At 73.2% G+C, this 15,598-nt stretch carries 17 protein-coding genes and 7 tRNA genes; 11 read left to right on the forward strand and 13 right to left on the reverse strand.

The genetic code is table 11. The features are described from left to right. Window positions 1–39: 39 nt before the first annotated feature. From ACIO6U_RS21815 to ACIO6U_RS21825, 3 genes are all read right to left on the reverse strand, one after another. Entirely contained in the window at window positions 40–1,185 is a 1,146-nt protein-coding gene (locus ACIO6U_RS21815) for an acyl-CoA dehydrogenase family protein (protein ID WP_401721422.1), read from the reverse strand. After that, a complete protein-coding gene (locus ACIO6U_RS21820) occupies window positions 1,182–2,387 on the reverse strand; it encodes an acyl-CoA dehydrogenase family protein (protein WP_391160858.1) in 1,206 nt (401 codons plus the stop codon). Before ACIO6U_RS21820 ends, ACIO6U_RS21815 begins: the two co-directional genes overlap by 4 nt. Window positions 2,388–2,963: 576 nt before the next feature. Then, a complete protein-coding gene (locus tag ACIO6U_RS21825; RefSeq protein WP_355332597.1) occupies window positions 2,964–4,304 on the reverse strand; it encodes a serine/threonine-protein kinase in 1,341 nt (446 codons plus the stop codon). 241 nt (window positions 4,305–4,545) lie between these two features. On the opposite strand from ACIO6U_RS21825, the gene ACIO6U_RS21830 reads away from it, so the two are divergent. Together ACIO6U_RS21830 and ACIO6U_RS21835 are read left to right on the forward strand one after the other, a co-directional pair. Beyond that, entirely contained in the window at window positions 4,546–4,779 is a 234-nt protein-coding gene (locus tag ACIO6U_RS21830; RefSeq protein ID WP_188285447.1) for a hypothetical protein, read from the forward strand. Window positions 4,780–5,133: 354 nt separating this feature from the next. Continuing rightward, window positions 5,134–5,337: a hypothetical protein gene (locus ACIO6U_RS21835; protein WP_355332595.1), complete on the forward strand. Its 204-nt coding sequence runs from the start codon at window positions 5,134–5,136 to the stop codon at window positions 5,335–5,337. Window positions 5,338–5,612: 275 nt separating this feature from the next. Here ACIO6U_RS21835 and ACIO6U_RS21840 read toward each other — a convergent pair. The 5 genes from ACIO6U_RS21840 to ACIO6U_RS21860 all read right to left on the reverse strand — a co-directional run bounded on the left by ACIO6U_RS21840 (window position 5,613) and on the right by ACIO6U_RS21860 (window position 6,081). Beyond that, window positions 5,613–5,684: transfer RNA gene (locus tag ACIO6U_RS21840), tRNA-Val, on the reverse strand. Window positions 5,685–5,722: 38 nt separating this feature from the next. Next, a tRNA-Val gene (locus ACIO6U_RS21845) sits at window positions 5,723–5,794 on the reverse strand. A gap of 32 nt (window positions 5,795–5,826) precedes the next feature. After that, window positions 5,827–5,898, reverse strand: a tRNA-Val gene (locus tag ACIO6U_RS21850). A gap of 1 nt (window position 5,899) precedes the next feature. Next, a tRNA-Cys gene (locus ACIO6U_RS21855) sits at window positions 5,900–5,973 on the reverse strand. A gap of 35 nt (window positions 5,974–6,008) precedes the next feature. Beyond that, window positions 6,009–6,081, reverse strand: a tRNA-Gly gene (locus tag ACIO6U_RS21860). A gap of 222 nt (window positions 6,082–6,303) precedes the next feature. Here ACIO6U_RS21860 and ACIO6U_RS21865 point away from each other — a divergent pair. The 3 genes from ACIO6U_RS21865 (at window position 6,304) to ACIO6U_RS21875 (ending at window position 9,141) form a co-directional block, all read left to right on the forward strand. Then, entirely contained in the window at window positions 6,304–7,383 is a 1,080-nt protein-coding gene (locus ACIO6U_RS21865) for a chorismate-binding protein (protein WP_355332593.1), read from the forward strand. Then, on the forward strand, window positions 7,380–8,201 hold the full coding sequence (locus ACIO6U_RS21870) for an aminodeoxychorismate lyase (RefSeq protein WP_355332590.1): 822 nt from the start codon (window positions 7,380–7,382) through the stop codon (window positions 8,199–8,201). The genes ACIO6U_RS21865 and ACIO6U_RS21870 overlap by 4 nt, the downstream gene beginning before the upstream one ends. A 94-nt stretch (window positions 8,202–8,295) precedes the next feature. After that, entirely contained in the window at window positions 8,296–9,141 is an 846-nt protein-coding gene (locus ACIO6U_RS21875) for a GNAT family N-acetyltransferase (RefSeq protein WP_401721428.1), read from the forward strand. Between the two features lie 93 nt (window positions 9,142–9,234). On the opposite strand, the gene ACIO6U_RS21880 is transcribed toward ACIO6U_RS21875, so the two are convergent. Then, window positions 9,235–9,825: a DsbA family protein gene (locus tag ACIO6U_RS21880; RefSeq protein ID WP_401721431.1), complete on the reverse strand. Its 591-nt coding sequence runs from the start codon at window positions 9,823–9,825 to the stop codon at window positions 9,235–9,237. 168 nt (window positions 9,826–9,993) lie between these two features. Here ACIO6U_RS21880 and ACIO6U_RS21885 point away from each other — a divergent pair, with 168 nt between their 5' ends. Continuing rightward, window positions 9,994–10,443 carry a hypothetical protein gene (locus ACIO6U_RS21885; protein WP_391046554.1) on the forward strand — a complete coding sequence of 150 codons (450 nt, stop codon included), beginning with the start codon at window positions 9,994–9,996 and terminating at the stop codon, window positions 10,441–10,443. 112 nt (window positions 10,444–10,555) lie between these two features. Further along, complete coding sequence (locus ACIO6U_RS21890) at window positions 10,556–10,792, forward strand: hypothetical protein (RefSeq protein ID WP_355332579.1); 237 nt, start codon at window positions 10,556–10,558, stop codon at window positions 10,790–10,792. Window positions 10,793–10,856: 64 nt separating this feature from the next. On the opposite strand, the gene ACIO6U_RS21895 is transcribed toward ACIO6U_RS21890, so the two are convergent. Together ACIO6U_RS21895 and ACIO6U_RS21900 are read right to left on the reverse strand one after the other, a co-directional pair. After that, on the reverse strand, window positions 10,857–11,414 hold the full coding sequence (locus tag ACIO6U_RS21895) for a CGNR zinc finger domain-containing protein (RefSeq protein WP_355332576.1): 558 nt from the start codon (window positions 11,412–11,414) through the stop codon (window positions 10,857–10,859). A 303-nt stretch (window positions 11,415–11,717) separates the two neighbouring features. Continuing rightward, window positions 11,718–12,131: an SsgA family sporulation/cell division regulator gene (locus tag ACIO6U_RS21900; protein WP_003959770.1), complete on the reverse strand. Its 414-nt coding sequence runs from the start codon at window positions 12,129–12,131 to the stop codon at window positions 11,718–11,720. A 189-nt stretch (window positions 12,132–12,320) separates the two neighbouring features. Between ACIO6U_RS21900 and ACIO6U_RS21905 the strand changes: the two genes are divergently transcribed. From ACIO6U_RS21905 to ACIO6U_RS21920, 4 genes are all read left to right on the forward strand, one after another. Next, entirely contained in the window at window positions 12,321–12,734 is a 414-nt protein-coding gene (locus ACIO6U_RS21905) for a TIGR02611 family protein (RefSeq protein WP_391160845.1), read from the forward strand. 78 nt (window positions 12,735–12,812) lie between these two features. Next, window positions 12,813–12,884: transfer RNA gene (locus ACIO6U_RS21910), tRNA-Val, on the forward strand. 97 nt (window positions 12,885–12,981) lie between these two features. After that, window positions 12,982–13,452: an SRPBCC family protein gene (locus ACIO6U_RS21915; protein ID WP_355332571.1), complete on the forward strand. Its 471-nt coding sequence runs from the start codon at window positions 12,982–12,984 to the stop codon at window positions 13,450–13,452. Between the two features lie 38 nt (window positions 13,453–13,490). Then, a tRNA-Val gene (locus ACIO6U_RS21920) sits at window positions 13,491–13,562 on the forward strand. A 105-nt stretch (window positions 13,563–13,667) separates the two neighbouring features. Here ACIO6U_RS21920 and solA read toward each other — a convergent pair. Both solA and ACIO6U_RS21930 read right to left on the reverse strand, forming a co-directional pair. Further along, window positions 13,668–14,804: an N-methyl-L-tryptophan oxidase gene (gene solA, locus ACIO6U_RS21925; protein WP_401721437.1), complete on the reverse strand. Its 1,137-nt coding sequence runs from the start codon at window positions 14,802–14,804 to the stop codon at window positions 13,668–13,670. Window positions 14,805–14,832: 28 nt separating this feature from the next. Further along, window positions 14,833–15,588 carry an amino acid ABC transporter ATP-binding protein gene (locus tag ACIO6U_RS21930; protein ID WP_401721622.1) on the reverse strand — a complete coding sequence of 252 codons (756 nt, stop codon included), beginning with the start codon at window positions 15,586–15,588 and terminating at the stop codon, window positions 14,833–14,835. Window positions 15,589–15,598: the final 10 nt, after the last annotated feature.

A 15,598-nucleotide genomic window follows, 5' to 3' on the forward strand; every position in this document is an offset into this window, starting at 1 on the left:
CGCTGGGGGCACCTCCAGCGCGCCCACGGGCCCGCGTCCTCACGGGCGGGGCGGGAGCCCCACCAAAGAGGCCAGCGCCGCGCGGTGGTACCCCGGTGTGCCGAGGGCGATCTCGTCCGCCTTGGCGCGCTTGAGGTAGAGGTGGAGCGGATGCTCCCACGTCATGCCGATGCCGCCGTGCAGTTGAAGGGCCTCTTCCGCGGCGTGGACGGCCGTGGCGGCGACGTACGACTGCGCGACGGCCACGGCGACGGCGGTGTCGGGCGCGCCGGTGGCCAGGGCGTCGGCGGCGGAGCGGGCGGCGGCGCGGGCCGAGACGACCTCGAGCCAGAGGTCGGCGAGCCGGTGCTTGAGCGACTGGAAGGACCCCACCACGCGCCCGAACTGGTGGCGCTCACCGAGGTAGCGGACGGTCTCGTCCAGGCACCACTGGGCGATGCCGAGCTGTTCCGAGGCGAGCAGCCCGGCGCCGGTGAGCAGGGCGCGGTCCAGCGCGGCGGCCGGGTCTGCGGCGGGCAGGAGACGCCCGGCGGCGCCGGAGAGCTCCAGATCGGCGAGCGGCCGGGTGAGGTCGAGGGAGACCGGCCGTACGGTACGGACGTCGGCCGCCGCGACCTCGTAGAGCCCCGGGCCTTCCGGGCCGACAGCGGGGACGACGAGCACGTCCGCGACGAGGGCTTCCACGACGCTGGTGACCCGGCCGGTCAGCGGACCGCCCGCGTCGGCGCGTACCGCTGTGGGGAAGGCGCCGCCGGGAGCGGCGGACAGCGGGACGGCCAGCGCCGCCGTGGCCGTGCCTGCGGCGAGGCGGCCGAGCAGCGCCGCCGTCCCCGCGTCCTCGGTGTCGCAGCCGAGCAGCGCGGTGGTGGCGAGGACGGCGCTGCCGAGGAAGGGCGTGGGCGCGGCGCCGCCGCCCAGGACTTCGAGGACGACGGCGGCCTCCCGCGCGGAGGCGCCCTGGCCGCCGAGCTTCTCCGGCACCAGCAGCCCGGCGAGGCCGAGTTCGGCGGCGAGCACCCGCCACAGCGCCGGGTCGTACGGTGTGTCGGTCTCGATCGCGGCCAGCACGGCCGTCGGCGGGCAGCGGTCGGCGAGGACGTCGCGCACGGCGGCCCGCAGGTCGTCCTCGACCTCGGAGTAGAGGAGGTCGGCGGGGCCGGGGGAGGGGACGGAGGCGGCGGTCATCGGGGGAGGTCCTTCCAGGCGGCGTCCTTGTCGGTGCGGGGCTCGGAGGGCAGGCCGAGGACCCGCTCGGCGACGATGTTGCGCAGGATCTCGGAGGTGCCGCCCTCGATCGAGTTCCCCTTGGCCCGCAGATAGCGGTAGCCCGCGTCGCGGCCGTAGAAGTCGACACTGCGCGGCCTGACCATCGTCCAGTCGCCGTAGCGCAGACCGTCCTCGCCGAGGAGTTCCACCTCAAGGCCGCTGATCTGCTGGTTGAGCCGGGCGAAGGCCAGCTTGAGCCCGGAGCCCTCGGGGCCCGGCGCGCCGGACACGAGCTGCTGGCGGACCCGCTCGGCGGTGAGCCGCGCGACCTCCGCGTCCACCCACAGCCGCATCAGCCGGTCGTGCAGCTCCGGCGTCCGCAGCTCGGGCCGCTCGCGCCAGGTCGCGGCGACGGGGCCCATCATGCCGCCCTCACGCGGCAGGCTCTGTCCGCCGATCGCCACCCGCTCGTTCATGAGCGTGGTCTGCGCGACCCGCCAGCCGTCGCCGACCTCGCCGAGCCGGTGCGCGTCGGGAATCCGCACCCCGCTGAGGAACACCTCGTTGAACTCGGCCTCACCGGTGATCTGCCGCAGCGGACGCACCTCGACGCCGGGGTCGGTCATGTCGCACACGAAGTACGTGATCCCTCGGTGCTTGGGCACATCCGGGTCGGTACGGGCGATGAGGATCGCCCAGCGCGCGGTGTGGGCGCTCGACGTCCAGACCTTCTGGCCGTCCACGACCCACTCGTCGCCGTCGCGGACCGCCCTCGTGCGCAGTCCGGCCAGGTCCGAGCCCGCGCCCGGTTCGCTGAAGAGCTGGCACCACACCTCCTCGCCGGTCCACAGCGGTCGCAGAAAGCGGGACTTCTGCTCCTCGGTGCCGTACCGCAGGATGGTCGGCGCCGCCATGCCGAGCCCGATGCCGATTCGCCGGGGATCGTTGTCCGGTGCCCCGGCCGCCGTCAGCTCCGCGTCCACCGCCGCCTGCGCCGCCCTCGGCGCTCCCAGGCCCCCGAGGCCCTCGGGGAAGTGCACCCACGCCAGCCCCGCGTCGAACCGCGCCCGCAGGAACTCCAGCGGCTCCGTCCGCCCCGGCTCCCACGCCGCCAGCAGCGCCCTGGCCCGCCGGCGCAGCTCCTCCTCGCCGAGGCCGTCCTTCGCGGTGGTGGTCGTCATGCGCCGCGTCCTTCCGATCGCCCGAGCCTACTAAGCAAGCGCTTGGAAACCTAGCCGAAGTCCGCCCACCCACGCCAGCCCCCCTGCGGGGGAGGCTTCACGAGTACGGACGCCCGCGCGAGTGCCACATCCCGTCGCGGAGACAGCCCCGCCCCGCCCTGGCCACCCGCGCAGTTCCCCGCGCCCCTTCGGGCCTCGTACCTGCCGTCCTTCACCCGCGCCCCGGCGTGGCCTGGTCGCGCAGTTCCCCGCGCCCCTCAAAAGCCCGCCCCACCCGGCGTCCGCACTGGGGCCCCGTAGGGGCGCGGGGAACTGCGCGGGCAACCACAGCGGACCGGTGTTGCTCGCGCGGCGGAATGTCGCACCCACCTGGGGGCGCGGGGAACTGCGCGACGAGCCACGTCATGGCGGGACTGTCTACGCGACGCCGGGTGGGGCCCCGTAGGGGCGCGGGGAACTGCGCGACGAGCCACGGCCGGCCGGGACTGTCCGCACGGTCGAAAGTGGCACCCCACCCGGGGGAACGGCGCGATCGGCCGTGACGGAAGCCGACATCGGGCCGCCCGGGCGGCAGCCCTAGGGGCCTGAATCCCCGGCGGAAGCCGAGACGGTGACCGTGGGCGGGACGCCGAGTCCACGGGAGAGCCGGTGGCACCCCTGGGCGGCGGCGATGATGACGGCCGCGAGAAGGGTGACGATGACGAAGACGAAGACGCGCTGGCGCAACAGGCGCCGCTTCGGGCTGGCACCGGGACGCCGCCCGGTCGGCGTCCGGGCGGCGGGGGTGCGGGTCCCGGAGGACCGGGGGCCGGGCGGCCGAGGCGGCGGCGTACGCGACCCGGAGCGCCCCCCTGACGTGCCGGCGCCGCCCTGCCCCCCGGCACCGGCCCCGGTGCCGTGCGGCCCCTGGCCACCGCCCGTACGGCTGCCGCGGCCGGGCGCGGTACCGGGACCCGTACGCCCGTTGGTCGGCCCGCCGGCCGGCCGCCGTTCGGTGTGCTGCTGCGCGTACTCCTCGGCCCTGCGGCCGGTCGGCCGCTCCGGGCGCGGCCCGGCCGCCTTCGGCAGCCCCTCACGGCGCGGCGCGCCGATCCCGCGGGCCTCGCGGGCGGCGATCTCGGCGAGCCGTTCCGAGAGCTGCACGGTGCTCGGCCGCTCCTCGGGGTCCTTGGCCAGGCACGCGTAGACCAGCGGCGCGAGCGCGTCGGGCACGCCGGTCAGATCCGGCTCCTCGTGCACCACGCGGTACAGCATGACCTCGGAACTGCCCTGCCCGAAGGGCGAGTCGGCGGTCGCCGCGTACGCCAGGGTGGCGCCGAAGGCGAAGACGTCGGTGGCCGGGGTGACCGCGGCGCCGCGCACCTGCTCGGGCGCGAGGAAGCCGGGCGAGCCGACCGCCGTACCGACGTGCGTCAACGTGCTGGCCCCGGTCGCCCAGGCGATGCCGAAGTCAATGATCCGCGGGCCCTTGGGGGACAGCAGGATGTTTGACGGCTTGAGGTCGCGGTGCACGACCCCGGCCTCGTGCACGGCGACCAGCCCCTCGGCGAGGGCCGCGCCGATCGTGGCGACCTCGGCGGCGGGCAGCGTGCCGCCCTCGGCGACCTTGTCGTGCAGGGAGGGCCCCGGCACGTACTGGGTGGCGAACCACGGGCGTTCGGCCTCGAGGTCGGCCGCCACCAGCCGGGCCGTGCAGCCGCCGCGGATCCGCCGGGCGGCGGACACCTCACGGGCGAACCGCGAGCGGAACTCCTGATCCTCCGCCAGCTCGGGCCTGATGACCTTCAGCGCGACGCGCTGCCCGCGCTTGTCCGCGCCGAGGTAGACCACGCCCATGCCGCCCGCCCCGAGCCGCCGGTGCAACCGGAACGCGCCGACGACCCGCGGATCCTCGCGCCGGAGCCGCATCATCGCCATGTCCGTCCGTCCCCTGCCTCCGGTGGGGGAGGCCCCACTCCACTGAACTGACCCGCCGCTGGGCCGGCCGCCCACAGCTTACGGACTCAAGTCCCCCCGCGCGCTGATGCCCCGCAGGCGCGCGGGCGCTAATTGTCAGTGCCCGGTGGGATCCTTGAGAGGTGGGAGCGCGCCCGTCCGACGGGTGGTCAGCACCGCGCCCGCTTCGCCAACGGACCGTCTGCCAAGGGGGAATGACGCCGTGAAAGGTGATCGTGTGGAGATAGTCGTCGACGCGGGGGACACCACCCGCACCTATGAGGTCATCGCCACCCGGGCGGGCCGCAGAGTGGAGACGGCGGTGCGCCGAGGTGTCGTGGAAGTGAGTGAAGTCACCCGCAATGGGACGGTGGTCCGCACCGCCCGCTTCATGTCCACCAGGGTGCTCGCCCTGGTGGAGCAGCCGGTACCGCGCGAGGTCGAGCAGGCGGGCTGAGCGCCGCCCCGCCACCGCACCGTCGCCCGACCCCGTCACCGCCCTGTCACCCGCCCCGCTACCGACGCCGTCCCGGACCCCTTCTCAGGAAAGCCGCCCCTCCGGCCGGGTGTCCCCTCCGGGATACCCCTGGTGACCTAGGTCGCCTCCTCCACCCAGGGGAGTATCCGGGCCGCTCGCCGTCATCCTCCGGGAGGCCGGTAAAGGGGTACGAGGGCATGACGACCGGCCGCCGTCGCGCCCCTAATGTTGAGGTCAAGCGGCGGGCGAAGCACTCGTCCCCCGAGGTCAAACGTCCGCCGCCCCAAATCTGACAACAGAAGATCTGACCACACCACACCTCTGGAGAGGGCCATGGCGAACACGGTGGAACGCACCGCGCGTGCCGTGCGCGGCGGCAGGGCGCTGATCGTCGGCGCCCGTCCGACCGGCACCCGGCATCCGCTGGTGGCGGCGGCCATGGTGCTGCCGCTGGCAGCGCTGCTCGCCTACTTCTTCGGTGGAGTGGACGCGGTGGTCACACAAGCGTCGTCCGTAGCCGGCCTGATGGGGCGCTGACACAACGCCCCAGGCCCGGAAGAGCGGTCCGGGCCGGGGACATACCGGTGAACCCCGTGGGGACGGGGGTACGGCGGACGACTGCGTTTGCCCGGGTATCGCGAGATACCCGGGCATTGCGCTTTTCCGGGGTCAGTTGACCCCGATCCCGACGACGGAGGCGGTCCTCCCGCGACCGAGGGGACCCGCACCGCCGAGGGACCCGCACGACCGAGTGGACCCGCACGACCGAGGGCCGGAAGCTCGATCGCTTCCGGCCCTCGGTGTCCTGCGCGTGGACGATACTGGGATTGAACCAGTGACCCCTTCCGTGTCAGGGAAGTGCTCTCCCGCTGAGCTAATCGTCCTCGGTCGTGCGGGTGACGCGGATGGTGCTGATGACGCGTGCGCGATACTGGGATTGAACCAGTGACCTCTTCCGTGTCAGGGAAGCGCTCTCCCGCTGAGCTAATCGCGCGGGATCTTTCTCCAGGACCCTGTGGGGTCCAGTGGACGATACTGGGATTGAACCAGTGACCTCTTCCGTGTCAGGGAAGCGCTCTCCCGCTGAGCTAATCGTCCTTGGAGGTGGAGACGGGATTTGAACCCGTGTAGACGGCTTTGCAGGCCGTTGCCTCGCCTCTCGGCCACTCCACCAACACAGCGGGGGTTCGGGAAGATCCCCCACGTCGAGCGGACGACGAGATTCGAACTCGCGACCCTCACCTTGGCAAGGTGATGCTCTACCAACTGAGCCACGTCCGCAGGCGCCGTAGCTCCGGGGCACTCTCGTGTCCCGGCGACGTGGTGAACTCTAGCGGATTCCCGGTCAAGCTCAAAAACTGGTTTCCGCAGCGTGCCGGGCCAATGACGGGCGCATGACCGGCGGAGCACCGCGACGGCGCCCCGCCTAGACTCGGCTCCACCTGCCGCCGAGCACCGGTTCGGCCCTCTCGTCGTCCACTCGCCGTCCACCAGGGAAGCCCCGTGCGTGACCTCGCCCCCATGGCCCGCTTCGGCGGCCTCGTCGCCTCCGACCTGCGGGATGTCACCGCGGACCTGAGCGCGCTCGACTCCACGGGCTTCTGGGCGGTCGCCGCCGACTTCGAGGGCCGTACGGTCTGCGCCCGCTTCGGCGACGTACGCCGCGACCCCGCCCCCTCCACACCCCGGACCCGCCCCTGGCGCGGCCCCGACCCCGCCGCGTGGACCTCCTCGCTGGACCGCGCGGCCTATGTGGCCGGGGTGCGCGCGATCCGCGAGCGCATCGCGGCCGGAGAGGTCTACCAGGTCAACCTCTGCCGGGTCCTGACCGCGCCGCTGCCCGAGGCGGAGAGCCGGGGCGGGTACGGCGGCCCGGACATCGACGCGCTGTCCGCGGTCCTGGCCCGCGGCAACCCGGCCCCGTATGCCGGAACGATTCGGCTGCCCGCGCACGGCGTCGAGATCGCCACCGCCTCGCCCGAGTTGTTCCTGCGGCGCGACGGCGCGACGGTCGAGTCGGGGCCGATCAAGGGCACCGCGCGGACCGCGGACGAGCTGCTGCCCAAGGACCACGCGGAGAACGTCATGATCGTCGACCTGGTGCGCAACGACCTCGGCCAGGTCTGCGCCACCGGCTCGGTGACCGTGCCCGCGCTGTGCGCGATCGAGCCGCACCCCGGCCTGGTGCACCTGGTCTCCACCGTCCGCGGCGAGCTGCGCCCCGACGCCGGATGGCCGGAGCTGTTCGCCGCCGCCTTCCCGCCCGGCTCGGTCACCGGCGCGCCCAAGTCGAGCGCGCTGCGGGTGCTCGGCGAGCTGGAGACCGCCCCGCGCGGCCCGTACTGCGGCGGGATCGGCTGGGTCGACGCCGACCGGCGGACCGGTGAACTGGCCGTCGGCATCCGGACGTTCTGGATCGACAGGACGGGCCCCGGCGCCCCCCTGCTGCGCTTCGGCACCGGTGCCGGGATCACCTGGGGTTCGGATCCGGAAGGCGAGTGGGCCGAGACCGAATTGAAGGCGGCCAGGCTGCTGGCGGTAGCGTCGGGAGTCCAGGAGACAAGCGGAGGGATGCTTCGGTGAAGATCTGGGTGGACGGCGGACTGCGGGACACCGCGGACGCCACCGTGTCGGTGTTCGACCACGGACTGACGGTCGGCGACGGCGTGTTCGAGACGCTCAAGGCCGTCGAGGGCCGGCCCTTCGCGGTCACCCGCCACCTGGAGCGGCTCGCCAGGTCCGCCCGCGGCCTCGGCCTGCCGGAGCCCGACCAGGACGAGGTGCGCCGCGCCTGCGACGCCGTGCTCGCCGCGAACCCGATGCCGCTCGGACGGCTGCGGATCACGTACACCGGCGGCCCGTCGCCGCTCGGCTCCGACCGCGGCGACGCGGGCACCACCCTGGTCGTGGCGCTCGGCGAGGCGTCCGTACGCCCCGACACCACCGCCGTCGTCACCGTCCCGTGGGCGCGCAACGAGAAGGGCGCGCTGTCCGGGCTCAAGACCACCTCCTACGGGGAGAACGTCGTCGCTCTCGCGCGGGCGCACGAACACGGCGCCAGCGAGGCGCTGTTCGCCAACACCCGGGGCAGGCTCTGCGAGGGCACCGGGTCCAATGTCTTCGTCGTCCTCGACGGCCGGCTGCTGACCCCGCCGCTGGCGTCCGGCTGCCTGGCCGGGATCACCCGCGAGCTGGTGATCGACTGGACCGGCGCGCAGGAGACCGACCTGCCGCTCGACGTCCTCGACCGGGCGGAGGAGATCTTCCTGACCTCGTCGCTGCGCGATGTGCAGGGCGTGCACCGGACGGACGACCGTCGGCTGTCCGCCGCTCCGGGGCCCGTCACGGCCAAGGCCATGCGGATCTTCGCCGAGCGCGCGGCGGCCGATCCGAACCCGTAGGTCCCCCAAGTCCCGGCACGGCGGCCGCCGGGCGCGGTAGAACGTCACCCGGCACCCCATGCGATCGGTACGGCGACATCCCGGGAGCGCGACCATGACGACGACCCTCAGACCCGCGGGCCCGGAGCGGCGCGCGCCCGACGGCGGTCGCGCCCGCGCCTTCACCGTCTGCGTCAACGGCCGCCCGGTCGGCGGTGTCGAGCTGAGCGCGGAACCGGGGCTCGGCCCCGGCACCGGGCGGATCGCGGCGCTGGCCGTCGACGAGCCGGACCGGCGGCGCGGGCGCGGCACCGTGGCCGCGCTGGCCGCCGAGGAGGTGCTGCGGCTGTGGGGCTGCGCGCGGGCGGAGGTCTCGGTCCCTGCCGCCGCCGAGTACGGGCTGCGGCTGGCCACCGCGCTCGGCTACGTCGAACGCGCCCGCGGCATGCTCAAGTCACTGCGCGAGCCCGCCCCGCCGCACCCGCTGCCGCCCGGCAGCCGCACCCGCCCGCTGACCGCCGCCGAGTACGGGCCGTGGCGGGCGCACAGCGCGGAGGAGTTCATCGCCTCGCTGGTCGACCGCGGCATGCCGCGCGAGCAGGCGGCGGCCCGCGAGGCCGCCGCCTTCGACCACGTGCTGCCGCGCGGCCGGGAGACTCCGGGCGCCGCGCTGTACGCCCTCGCGCACGACGGTGTGACCGTCGGCCGCGTGGCGCTGCGGCTGTACGACGAGGCCGACCGCGCCGCGCCCGCGTGGGTGCTGGCCGTCGAGGTCGACACCGCGCACCGGGGCCGCGGACACGGCCGTACGCTCATGCTCGCCGCCGAGAACGCCTGCCGCGAGGCCGGGGCCCCCGCCGTCGCCCTCGACGTCTTCGCGGGCAACGCACCGGCGCTGCGGCTGTACGAGTCGCTGGGCTACGGCACGACGGTGCGGCACCTGTCGAAGCCGCTGCTGTAGCCCGGACCCGAGCCCGGACGGTGCCCGCGTCTGAGCCCGGACCCGTGCCCGCTGCCCGCGTCTGATCCCGACCCCGATGGGCCCGGCGCCGGTCTAGTCGCGGCCGGGGATCCGGCAGACCTGCGCGTCGTCGCCGGTGGCCGGGCCGGGGCCGGGGACGGCCGAGCCCGCCTCGGCCAGCAGGCGGTCGGCGATGGCGGTGATCCGCTCGCGCAGCCCGTCCTGGCTCTTGCCGCCGTCCAGACGCTCGCCGCCGATCACATACGTGGGCGTGCCGGTGACGCCGATGGCCTTGCCCTCCGCCTCGTCGGAGTCGACGACCAGCAGGTGGCGGCCGTCGATCAGCGCGGTGTCCACCTCGTCGGCGTCCAGGCCGAGATCGCGCGCCACCTCGACCAGCACCGCCTCACCGCGGCTGTCCAGTTCCTCGACCCTGGCCAGCACGGCCTCCGCGTACGGCCAGCCGCTGCCCTGCTCGTACGCCTCCTCGTACGCCTGCGCGGCGGCCAGGGCGTGCGTGTGCTTGGGCAGCGGGAAGTGCCTGAGCTGGATGTCGAGCGTGTCGCCGTACCGCTCGCGCAGCGCGCGGACGTCGTCCAGGGCGGTGCGGCAGTCCGGGCACTGGAGTTCGCACCAGACCTCGAGTACGGGGGGACGCGACACGGCGGGGGAGGGTTGATCCATGGTCCAAGTCTCCCACTCGGGGAGGAGGCACCCCCGAGATCCCCCTGAACCCGGCCCCCCGCCGTGGCCTCGCACGCCCGTGTCGAGGCAGGATGGGAGGACGCGACCTCGTGCGGGCCCTTGGCCGGACCTCACGGGGCCATCCGCAACTGCCGCAGGAGCCTCGGGATGCTGACCACCGCCCTATGCGCCGTCCTGTCCGCCGCGGGCCTGGCCATCGCCGTGCAGACCGCCTACCGCCGACGCTATCTGCGGGCCACCCGCATCGCCGCCGTGTCCCTGCTGCCGGTCGGCCTGGCCATGGCGGGGCTCGTGACCCTCGGCCGCAAGATCGGCACCGCCACCGGCGACTGGGCGGCCGACCTGATCTTCAAGCCCACCGTCTGGCTCGGCTTCGGCGTCATCGGCGTCTCCGTGCTGCTGTACGGCGTCACCCGGCTGATCGCCGCGCGCGTCGGACCCGAGGAGGGGCAGCAGCCCCCGGCGGCCGTGCCCGGCGCCTCCAGCCCCGCGCTGCCCGCCTCCTCCCGCCCGAGCACGAAACGGCGCGCCTCGGCGGACAGCGGTCTGTCCGACTTCGCCGACGTCGAGGAGATCCTCAAGCGGCGCGGTATCTGACCGGAAGGCGTGGGCCGCACGGCCCTCTTCGAACGGGTGTGGGGGTCCGAAACACCCCTGGGAGTTGGCGTGTTGGGAGACGAGTGATCGTTCTCTGCGCGATCATCGGCCTGTGCTGCCCACCTCCGGGGATCGTCTCTCCCCTCCGCGGCCGGACCGTGCCGAATCCACTGTCGAGAACGTCGTTCCAGGCCCGCGCGCCGAGGGTCGTGAACCCGCCGCGAGGGCGGGGGAGGGAGAGCCGCAGGGGTGCCTGTACGCCCTCTCGCAGCCCCCGCTGATGCTGTTCCTGTGCGTGATCGGAGGGCTGCTCGGGGCAGGCGCGATCTACGACCTGCTGCTGCTCTGACGCCGCGGGACGGGGGCGGACGCCCGCGGCGGCGTCCGCGGTCGGCTGTTCGCGCCGCCCGCGCTCAGGCGCTCGCCTCGCGCTGGCGGGCCCGGTAGGCCGCCACATGGAGCCGGTTGCCGCAGGTGCGGCTGTCGCAGTAGCGGCGTGAGCGGTTGCGGGACAGGTCGACGAAGGCCCGGCGGCAGTCGGGCGCGTCGCACCGCCGCAGCCGGTCGCGTTCCCCGGCGACGATGAGGAAGGCCAGGGCCATGCCGCAGTCCGCGGCGAGGTGGTCGGCCAGCGAGGCGCCCGGCGCGAAGTAGTGCACGTGCCAGTCGTAGCCGTCGTGGTCGGTCAGCCGCGGCGTGGTGCCCGCCTCGGCGACCATCGCGTTGAGCATGGTGGCGGCCGTCGCGTTGTCGGCGGCGCCGAAGACGGCGGTGAAGCGGGCGCGTACGGCGTGGACGGCGGTGAGGTCGCGCTCGTCGAGCCGTCCGACCTCGCTGACCTGGTTGCGCTCCACGAAGCCGCGGAGGTCCGCGACGTCCGCGAGCGATTCCCGGCCCTCGATCTGCGGCGCGGTGTTGACGAGGTCGACGACGCTGTCGAGCGCGCACCTGGTGTCATGGTTGATCAGCACGGAACTGCTCCCTGCCGGCGTGATCGGTCGGCTGCGTTCCGGTGACTCTAGCGCGCGAAAGCCGCCGCCGTGGGGGTGCAGGCCCCACGGAGACGGCTGTCGTGCGTGTCTCGTACGCGACGGGTGACGGTGTCGTGCGTGTCGCGGCGAGCGACGTCACGAGCGATGTCATGAGCGAAATCGCGTGCGAAGTCGTGTCGAGATGACAGGCGGCCGGGCCGGGCGCGAGCGTCCGGCTCCGCTGGTCGGGTCCGGGCGTCCCCCCGAGTAGGACGGCCGCGGACTGCGGTGACGGGCTGGGTCTCAGCTCTCCGCGAGGATGTGGGAGAGCTCGGTGTCGAGGTCGAAGTGACGATGCTCGGTGCCCGGCGGAACCGCGGCGTCCGTCCGCTTCAGGAAGGACTCCAGGGCCCGCGCCGGTGCTTCCAGCAGCGCTTCGCCCTCGGGGGAGCTGAGGGCGATGCAGACGACGCCCTGACCGTGGCTGCGGGACGGCCAGACTCTGACGTCTCCGGTGCCGGTGGGGCGGTGCAGCCCCTCGGCGAGCAGGTCGCGGGCGAACACCCATTCGACCGTCTCTTCGGCTCCGGTGTGGAAGGTGGCGTGCACGGCATACGGATCGGCCGTGTCGTACCGCAAGCCCGCGGGTACAGGCAGTGAGGATTCGCTCGACACAACGAGGCGCAGGTGCAGCTCGCAGCTGACCGTGGTGTTCATAAGCGCCAGGGCCTTTCGCTCAGTGTGCGCTCGGGGATTCGCACGTCGGCGAAATCGACATGCCACCTGCGAGGACGTTGTAAACCCCTCTGAGGGGTTTGTGAGGCTTCTGGTACCTCGTCCGGCCTAGTCCCGAGACGGGCCGATCAGCCATTTCGGTGACGAACGCCGGTCGGGTAAATTGTCGGTATGACTGCGGAGAGTGACGAGTTCGATGGAGCCGTGGCCAAGGATTCGCGGCTGGGGTCACGGGCCCCCGGCTTCATCAGGAAGTCACGGCTGCTGCACCAGTCCTGGCGGGTCGGCGTCTTCCTCGTCGGCCTCGCCGTCGTCGCGGGCGGAGTCGTCCTGCTCCCGCTGCCCGGCCCCGGCTGGGTGGTGATCTTCGGCGGCATGGCGATCTGGGCCACCGAGTTCGCCTGGGCCCAGCGCGTCCTGCGCTGGACCCGCCGCAAGGTCGCCGACGCCGCCAGGGCCGCCCTGGACCCCCGCGTACGGCGGCGCAATCTGCTGCTCACCACCGCCGCCGTGCTCGCCCTGGCCGGACTCGCCGGGTGCTACCTGTGGCAGTTCGGCCTCGACACGCCCTGGGCCGACAGCTAGGCCCCGCGCGCCCGTCGCGGGCCCTCGGGAGCCTGGTCCGAGGCCCCTCCCACGTGCGGTAAAGTTGTCCACGCGTCCGGGCGATTAGCTCAGCGGGAGAGCACTTCGTTCACACCGAAGGGGTCACTGGTTCGATCCCAGTATCGCCCACCGGATTCGAGGATCCCGGGGACCGGTTTCCACACCGCTCCCCGGGATCCTTTGCGTTCCCGCGCCGTACGCGGATTCGATCGCGCACACTTGCGGTATGGACTGGAGTCACTACCGATTCCGCAGGACGTGGCAGCTCGACGCGGACCCCGACGCCGTCTACCGGGTGCTGGAACGGCCCGACGACTACCCCGTCTGGTGGCCCCAGATCCGCGAGGTGCGGCAGACCGGCGACACCACCGGCATGCTGCGCTTCCGCTCCCTCCTCCCGTACGACCTCGTCGTCAGCGCCAGATCCGTCCGGCACGACCCGAGTACGCGGGTCCTGGAAGCCGCGATGACCGGCGACCTGGAGGGCTGGTTCCGCTGGACGATCACGCCGGGCGGCCTCCCGGGGACCCGCACCCGGCTGCTCTACGAACAGGAAGTCGTCGTCCGCAAGCCGTTGATGCGGCTGCTCGCCGTCCCCTGCCGCCCGCTCTTCCTCGCCAACCACGCGCTGATGATGCGCGGCGGACGCCACGGGCTGCTCGCGCGGCTCGCCGCCGACGCCGCGCATGTGGTTTGAACGGCGGGCCCGTCGCGCTGTATGGTTCGAGGCGTCCCGGGCGATTAGCTCAGCGGGAGAGCACTTCGTTCACACCGAAGGGGTCACTGGTTCGATCCCAGTATCGCCCACCGAGGCCCACCGGCCTCGAAGTACCGTGACGGCCCGCCGACATCAGTCGGCGGGCCGTTGTGCGTTCCGCGGCGGCCGTCGCGGAACGCCGGCCTGTGAGACCGTCAGGCGGCAGCGCCGGGCGCGGCGAACGCCGAGATGTCGTCGGTGGATTCACCGTCCAGCGCCAATTCGGCGAGGATGCGGCCGATGGCCGGGGTGAACTTGAAGGCGTGGCCCGCGCCGAGGGCGACGATGATGTCGGGGTACCGCGCGAGCGGGCTCAGCACGAATTCCCGGTCGGGCGTGATCGCGTACTGGCAGGTGACGGTGCGCAGCACATGGCCGCTGGCGGGGATCGTGGCGCCCATGAACGCCGAGAGCTGGTCGAGCAGTTCGGCGGACGGCTCGAAGGTCCGGTCCTCGGGCGTCATCAGGTTGTTCGACACGTCGCGGGCGGCTTTGACGGTGGGTTCGCCGTAGGCGGGGAATCCGTAGAAGCAGTCGGTGTCCTCCCAGATCCACACCGGGAAGCGGTCGGGGTCGAACGCCTCGGCGTCGGCGGGCTTGAAGTACGTGACCTGCTCCTGCATCGTCTCCAGCGGTATCGCGGCGTCCAGCGGGGCGAGCAGCCGGTTCGTCCACGCGTCGGCCGCCAGGACCACCTTCCTCGCCCGCACGGGACCGGCCGCCGTCTCCAGTACGGTGCCCGCGCCGTCCGGCCTCAGCGCCGTCACGGGCGTGCGCGCCCGCAACTCGGCGCCGTGGGCCCGCGCCTGCATCTGGAGCGCGGCCACCGTACGGGAGGCGTTCACGATCCCGGTGTCGGGCGTGTAGACGGTCTCGACGTTCTCGGGGATGTCGAACTGCGGCCACCGCGCCCGGACCTGGTCCGGGTCCAGCAGCTCGTACGGGACGCCGACCTCGTTCAGGCTGCCGGTGAAGTCACCGGAGCTGTAGGGGCCGTCGGCGGGCAGGAAGATCACCCCGCCGGTCACCGTGACCAGCCGCTCGCCCGCGACCTTCTCGAAGTCCGCCCAGTCCTGGTACGCGGACGTGGCGAGCCGGACGTATCTGGTCGCGCCGTAGGACGTCCTGATGATGCGTGAGGTGTCGTGCGACGCGCCCCGTACGTGTCCGAGGTCGAACTGCTCGAACGCGACGGTGCGGACTCCGCGCTTGGCCAGGTGGTACGCGGCGGCGCTGCCGAGGGCGCCCAGGCCGACGACGGCCACGTCGAAGGTCTCCAGCGGGTTGCTCACGGTGCTTCCTTCCGGATTCGATGAGTTGTCATGACAGGACCTTCGCCAGGAAGGAACGGGTGCGCTCGTGCCGCGGACTGCCCAGCACCCGCTCGGGAGGGCCGCTCTCGACGACCACGCCGTCGTCGAGGAAGGCCACGGTGTGGGCGACCTCGCGGGCGAAGCCGATCTCGTGGGTGACCACGATCATGCTCATGCCGTCCGCGGCGAGACCCCGCATCACGTCGAGCACCTCGCCGACCAGCTCCGGGTCGAGCGCGGAGGTGGGCTCGTCGAACAGCATCAGCTTGGGGCGCATGGCGAGCGCCCGTGCGATCGCGACCCGCTGCTGCTGGCCGCCGGACAGCGCCCGCGGGTACGCGTCCGCCTTGTCGGCGAGCCCGACGCGGGTGAGCAGCGCCCGCGCGTGTTCGACGGCCGCCCCGCGCTTCTCCCGGCGGACCCGGAGCGGGGCCTCGATCAGGTTCTCCAGCACCGTCATGTGCGGGAAGAGGTTGAAGTGCTGGAAGACCATGCCGATCTCGCTGCGGCGCTTGGCGGTCTCCGCGTCGCGCAGTTCGTGCAGCCACCCGTTGTGCTCGCGGTAGCCGACCAGGTCGCCGGCGACGCTGATGCTGCCCGCGTCGATCTTCTCCAGATGGTTGACGCAGCGCAGGAACGTGCTCTTGCCCGACCCCGACGGGCCGATGAGACACAGCACCTCGCCCTCCGCGACCGTCAGGTCGATCCCCTGGACGACGCGATTGCCGCCGTAGGACTTGTGCACGCCCACGGCCTCGACCATCGGCCGGGTG

It is taken from the genome of Streptomyces sp. NPDC087422 (genome assembly GCF_044744145.1).
GTDB lineage: Bacteria > Actinomycetota > Actinomycetes > Streptomycetales > Streptomycetaceae > Actinacidiphila.

Excerpts from the sequence above, each read along its gene's own strand:
- ACIO6U_RS21815 (WP_401721422.1), bottom strand. The coding sequence starts at position 1,185 with ATGACCGCCGCCTCCGTCCCCTCCCCCGGCCCCGCCGACCTCCTCTAC.
- ACIO6U_RS21820 (WP_391160858.1), bottom strand. The coding sequence starts at position 2,387 with ATGACGACCACCACCGCGAAGGACGGCCTCGGCGAGGAGGAGCTGCGC.
- ACIO6U_RS21825 (WP_355332597.1), bottom strand. The coding sequence starts at position 4,304 with ATGGCGATGATGCGGCTCCGGCGCGAGGATCCGCGGGTCGTCGGCGCG.
- ACIO6U_RS21835 (WP_355332595.1), top strand. The coding sequence starts at position 5,134 with ATGGCGAACACGGTGGAACGCACCGCGCGTGCCGTGCGCGGCGGCAGG.
- ACIO6U_RS21875 (WP_401721428.1), top strand. The coding sequence starts at position 8,296 with ATGACGACGACCCTCAGACCCGCGGGCCCGGAGCGGCGCGCGCCCGAC.
- ACIO6U_RS21880 (WP_401721431.1), bottom strand. The coding sequence starts at position 9,825 with ATGGATCAACCCTCCCCCGCCGTGTCGCGTCCCCCCGTACTCGAGGTC.
- ACIO6U_RS21885 (WP_391046554.1), top strand. The coding sequence starts at position 9,994 with ATGCTGACCACCGCCCTATGCGCCGTCCTGTCCGCCGCGGGCCTGGCC.
- ACIO6U_RS21900 (WP_003959770.1), bottom strand. The coding sequence starts at position 12,131 with ATGAACACCACGGTCAGCTGCGAGCTGCACCTGCGCCTCGTTGTGTCG.
- ACIO6U_RS21905 (WP_391160845.1), top strand. The coding sequence starts at position 12,321 with ATGACTGCGGAGAGTGACGAGTTCGATGGAGCCGTGGCCAAGGATTCG.
- ACIO6U_RS21915 (WP_355332571.1), top strand. The coding sequence starts at position 12,982 with ATGGACTGGAGTCACTACCGATTCCGCAGGACGTGGCAGCTCGACGCG.
- ACIO6U_RS21930 (WP_401721622.1), bottom strand. The coding sequence starts at position 15,588 with ATGGTCGAGGCCGTGGGCGTGCACAAGTCCTACGGCGGCAATCGCGTC.